4 protein-coding genes are annotated in these 5,421 nt (G+C 38.7%); 1 reads left to right on the top strand and 3 read right to left on the bottom strand.

What is annotated here, in order from left to right; all coding sequences use genetic code 11:
- From LC115_04670 to LC115_04660, 3 genes are all read right to left on the bottom strand, one after another.
- On the bottom strand, positions 1-2,011 hold a 2,011-nt coding region (locus tag LC115_04670), incomplete at its 3' end, for a TonB-dependent receptor (protein ID MCZ2355973.1).
- A gap of 47 nt (positions 2,012-2,058) precedes the next feature.
- A complete protein-coding gene (locus LC115_04665; protein MCZ2355972.1) occupies positions 2,059-2,394 on the bottom strand; it encodes a LysR family transcriptional regulator in 336 nt (111 codons plus the stop codon).
- A gap of 287 nt (positions 2,395-2,681) precedes the next feature.
- On the bottom strand, positions 2,682-5,060 hold the full coding sequence (locus LC115_04660; GenBank protein ID MCZ2355971.1) for a cbb3-type cytochrome c oxidase subunit I: 2,379 nt from the start codon (positions 5,058-5,060) through the stop codon (positions 2,682-2,684).
- A gap of 44 nt (positions 5,061-5,104) precedes the next feature.
- Between LC115_04660 and LC115_04655 the strand changes: the two genes are divergently transcribed.
- On the top strand, positions 5,105-5,257 hold the full coding sequence (locus tag LC115_04655; GenBank protein MCZ2355970.1) for a hypothetical protein: 153 nt from the start codon (positions 5,105-5,107) through the stop codon (positions 5,255-5,257).
- Positions 5,258-5,421: the final 164 nt, after the last annotated feature.

Below are 5,421 nucleotides of genomic sequence, written 5' to 3'. Positions count from 1 at the left end.
TATGACCAAAAAATCTAATCGTTAAGAAAAAGTTTCGCCCTTCTTCTGGGTAACCTTCCGTAAGCGAATAATTATTATCGAAAATATTATTTATTCCGGCTTTAATATTTATGTTTTTCAACACTTGGCCGGAAATAATGGCACTAATAACCGTAAATTCCGGCGATTTAGTTCCGTAGCTTGTGCTGTAACGCAAAGAATTATATTCCGCACTTGCAATTATTCCTATTTGTTTTACCGGATTATATTGCAAATAAAAATATACTTTTGTATTTGGTATATCGGTAAACAAAACGCTTGGATCAGTTAAATTATTTCTCTCGATATACGAGTAATTTACTTCTGCACGAATATTTTCTGCAACATCGTATTTCGCGGATAATTCTATCCCCGCAAATTCCGCTTCGCCCGTATTTTGCATTTGCGATTTTCCGGGAAGAACATTACTTACGCCGATAATTGCATCTTTTAAACGACTGTAAAACAGCGACGTTTTACAAGTTAATTTTTCGACAATATTTCCCGTATATGTCAAATCGTAATTATTAGCTATTTCAGGATTTAGTTTGGGATTAGGTATGGCTGTGCCCATTCTGTACGAGTAACGTTCTTTTAATGTGGCAAAGCGGGTTTTTCGTGATGCAGTAGCACTGATATTATGGTTTTCATTTAGATAATAAAATACGCCTAACTGTAAATTAAATGCAGGCGAAGGTTGCGCTCTTGGAAAATCAGTAACAGTTTTGGAAGAGCCGTTATAGTCTTCGGCCGTAATATTTTTTCTTATGCTGTAAATTACACCCGGAATAATTTCCAAATTATCACTAAATTTGTAAGTATCTTCCGCAGCAAAAGTCAGGGTATTGTCTTCAAAACGTCTGATAGGTTCGCCTGCATTGTTTTCTCTGTGAATGTCTTCTTTGTATTGCGCCGACAATTTCAATTTATTATCCGAAAAAATACTTGTTCCGTATTCTAAGCTGCCACCGTAAGAATAATCGTTATACATACTTTGGAACGCATAAGGCTTTTTTTGAGTAGTATAAGTCGAGTCATCGAAACTGTTTATCGAATTTTTGAAAATATCGTAATAAACTCGGCTTTTTATATAGCTGTCATCGCCAAGGCTGCTGTTCGACAAAAAATAATAAGTTTCTTTGTTCCAATACGGCCATTGCCAATATCTGGGTTTATCGTACAGCGAGTTTAATTTATCGTCGCCTGCATACACGGGATTTCCTTTTTTTCCTTGTTGATTAATATATCCGACAACGTATTCGCTTTTTTCATTGGGCATCCATCCGATTTTTAAGTTTATTTTTTGGTCAGTTCTGTAAGAGTTCTTTCTGTTTCCGCCGTTTTCGTGATTATGCGGCTGAAATTCTTTCGACATTAAGTAAGAATCTCTGTGCAAATACGATGCACCTCCTTGAAAATAAAAATTGCCGTAATTCGAACCGATATTTACCGCACCCCGATATCCGTCCGAATTTATCAAACCCGCCGAACAGTCATATTCAAATTTTCCGAAGGGTTTTCTCGAAATTAAATTAATTGCTCCGCCCAAAGAATTCGGTCCGTAGACTACCGATGAAAATCCTTTGGAAACATCAACGGCCGATAAATCGAAAGCGGTAAATCTCGATAAATCAACATAGCCGTCATAAGGTACGTAAACAGGAATTCCGTCCATATAAACGGGAACGGCACGCAAATCGAATCCACGCACGGAAACTGTTGTTTCATTTCTTGCGCCGGAAGCGGATATGGATATACCCGGCAACTTTTCCATAGCACGCGGAACATCGAATAAATTACGGAGTTCCATATCTCTTTGGGTTACGCGCTCGGTTATTTCGCTCAATCGAGAAGCAGTTACCACAACCTCGCCAAGCTTAAACATTTTATTCGCCAAAGAATCGCCCCGAACCGCACTTGACGAGTCAGGCTTCTGCGAAAATGCCGCAATTGGAAGTAAGAACAGAAAAGCAAGTATTTTTATATTTTTCATAAACAAAAAGCGTTGTGTTTGAAAAAGCATAACGAAGATTAAAAAAATTAAAATTTGATTGTTTTCGATTTGTTTGCAATTATTAAATTCAGTTCTTGCTCAATGTTGCGAAATTCCCGAACAGCATTTTCACCTGCTTCTGTAAGAATTGCACCGCCGCCTTTTTTACCGCCGGACATTTTTTCAACCAAAGGACTTGCTCTTTTATTCATATCTTCCACTAATTGCCATGCTTGGCGATACGACATTTTCATTGATTTGGCAGCATTTGTAATCGAGCCGGTTTCTTTTATATTTTCAAGAAGAATTACCCGACCTATACCCAAAAAAGGGCCGTCGTCCTCGTCAATCCAAATTCTGATTCGTAATGCGTATTTTTTCATTTTACCGTTATGTTTGTCAAAGCATATCGCAAAAATACAATCGATAGAAAAGTCGGAATATGACAAATGTCATTTTTCAGCAGATAAGAAATATCAATAGAAAAGCATTGCAAAGAACGAATTGTACCGTCAGGCACAAAATATCTGTAGAAAAAACAATTACAAGAAAATTGTTGTGCCGCAGGCATAACATATCGGTAGAAAAGATATTTATTTTTATTACGGGAAATAAAAAAAGCCCCTGTTTTTTGGGAAACAGAGGCTGAAAAGTAGAAGCACAATATTTTTTACAGAACAATATATTCTTCGGAAGTTTCCTTATTATTATTAAGAAGCAAAGCGTCCATTTCTTCTATGCTTTTAGCTTCGGGTTTAAGAGCATTTGCACGACTGACCATAAACCAAACCAAGGGCATAACGCCCCCCAATACAAATAATGTTGCACCTATTCCGCGCAACCAAGTAAGATGATAGAAAACACCGTCATCTATAAATTCGGACGAGCGACCGTACCATAAGCCTTGCTCGACCACAGCCTTGAGCTGAATTACACCGGCAGGAAACAAGTCCAATACTACCATACATATAAGCCCAACGTTGATTGACCAGAACGAAACATTTATAATTTTATCGTTCCAGCGATTTCCTTTGATAAGCAGGCGCGAAGCGAATAAGCAGGCTGCTATAGAAATATTGCCGTAAACACCCATAAGAGCAGCATGAGCGTGATTTACCGTCAAATATGTTCCATGTTCAAAATAATTCATTATGGGCAGATTTATGATAATTCCGAGAACACCCGCACCGAAAAAATTCCAGAAATTTACCGCTACCAAATATTTAAAAACAGTAGGAAATCCGAACCTCCCCAAATCTTTTTGCTCAACATCACCTACGGCAAAACGCGGCATGTTTTTAAATCTCCATGCCTCTACCGTCAATAAAATAAGCGGTACGAATTGAAGAGTTGAAAAAACGCTGCCAAGTGCCATAGTTGCAACCGGTTTAGCATTCCAATAAAAATTATGTGAAATACCCAATAATCCCGTTCCCAAAAACAGTACCGTAGCAAAATAAACTACCCGAATGGCAGCTTGCCGACTGACTAAACCCATTAGAACCATCAAATAACTGACTATAACAGTAATAAACACCTCGAAAAACGCCTCAACCCACATATGTATAACCATCCAACGCCAAAAATCAGCTATAACAAAGTTTGTTTCGGGTTTGGCGACAAATCCCGACAAAAACAACAACGGTATTCCGACGACCGAATACATTATCCAATTCGGTAAATTCCAACGGTGTTTTTTTATCAATGCCGGTTTAATTCCGCGATAAACGGTAAATACCCATAACACAAAAATTACCATAAGTAATATTTGGTAAATTTTACCGAAGTCTACAAATTCCCAACCCTGATGACCAAGCCAATACCACCAATCGCCCAAAAGCCCCAGAGGCCCCAATACAATACCCGTAAGCGAACCGGCCACAAGAACAACCAAAAGTGCGAAAATGGTATTTACGTAATGTGCTTGCCCGGGAATTTCTTTTTTAGAAAGAATAGGAAGTATGAATATTGAAGATGCAATCCAGCAAGTGGAAATCCAATATAGAGCAATCAAGGTATGCCAAGAACGAGAAATAGTTACCGGAATACTGGTTATATGTATTCCGAAAAATCCCAACCAATTTATGAAATCGTTTATTGTTACCAAGCCGCTCGATACTTGTACAAAAAACAGTAAAATCGCTACAAGAAAGAATTTATACGTAGCACGTTGCGACGGGGTAGGGGAGAATTTGGCCACACGCTCGCTCATAAACAAATCGCTTTTTGCCGGTTTGAAAAATTTGTTCGGCAATTGATTGTATTGACCAATGTAATACAATACAATGCCGCAAACCAGAACGAAGCCCAACATACCCAAAACACTCCATAAAATAACGGGCGAAGTGGGAGTATTTCCGGCAGACGGGTCGTATGGCCAATTATGAGTATAACTGAAATTACTTCCCGGCCTTTCAACAACGCATACCCATGCGCCCCAAAAGAAAAACGCACTTAGGTCTTTAATTTCCTGCGAACTTTTAATATATCCTTTCGGCAACAGCCCTTTGCCTTTGTGATGCTCGAACCTGTCAATATAATAATCTTCCAAACGATGGAAAGCGTAGGCTTGTGCGGCATTTAGAAGAACAATATTATCGCTTTCGTTATATGTGTTTTGTTTCAGTTCTTTTTTAACTTGCTCTCCAATGGCTACAATATCTCCCGCACTCGGTTCTTTGCCGTTTTTCTCTTTAAATTCTGTTTTATAATAGTCATTCATGGCAAGATTGACTTGATGTAGAGCTTCGGCGGTGAAATCCGGGCCGCGTTGCGCACCGTCGCCGAAATAGCTGCCATACTCCATCAGAGCATATTTATGAAACACTTCCTGCCCGCGGTGCATAGTTACTTGGTCCATTACAATTTTTCCGTCCGGGGCTTTAAATCCCGTCATTGGAGGAGCGTCCACATAAGTTTGAAGTCCGATTATACCGACTCCGAACAAACTGATTACCAAAATGAAAGTCAAAGGCTTCCACCAATTTTTGGTATTCATAAAATAGGTTAGGCCGCCTATGGGCAGAGTGCCGTTGTTCTCCTTGCTCATGTAGCTTTTGTCCGAAAGAAATGGAACAATAATTTGATGGCAAAATGGCGGGGAATACCGTTATCTCGGCGACTTTATCTGCACATTGCATTTCTATGCACGAATGTTTTCTATGGAATGTGCGTGTGGTGTGGTTTTACCGTATCTTGTCGCCTGCAACGGCTCTTTCGCCTTCTGATTTTCCTTTGTATAATTAATTTCGCGGCAAATGAAAACCGAATTTCACAAACTTATGCAATTTTTTAACAATTACGCATAATGGCTCTATTTGCCGTAACACAAAACAATGTTTTATACTTTAATACCTTTTCTTTTATATGTGTTATCACACAAAAAAATAAAAAAATGTTGAATAACAATA

The organism is Bacteroidia bacterium, from assembly GCA_026932145.1.
Taxonomy (GTDB): Bacteria; Bacteroidota; Bacteroidia; order J057; family JAIXKT01; genus JAIXKT01.
This window is presented reverse-complemented; position numbering and strand designations above follow the sequence as displayed.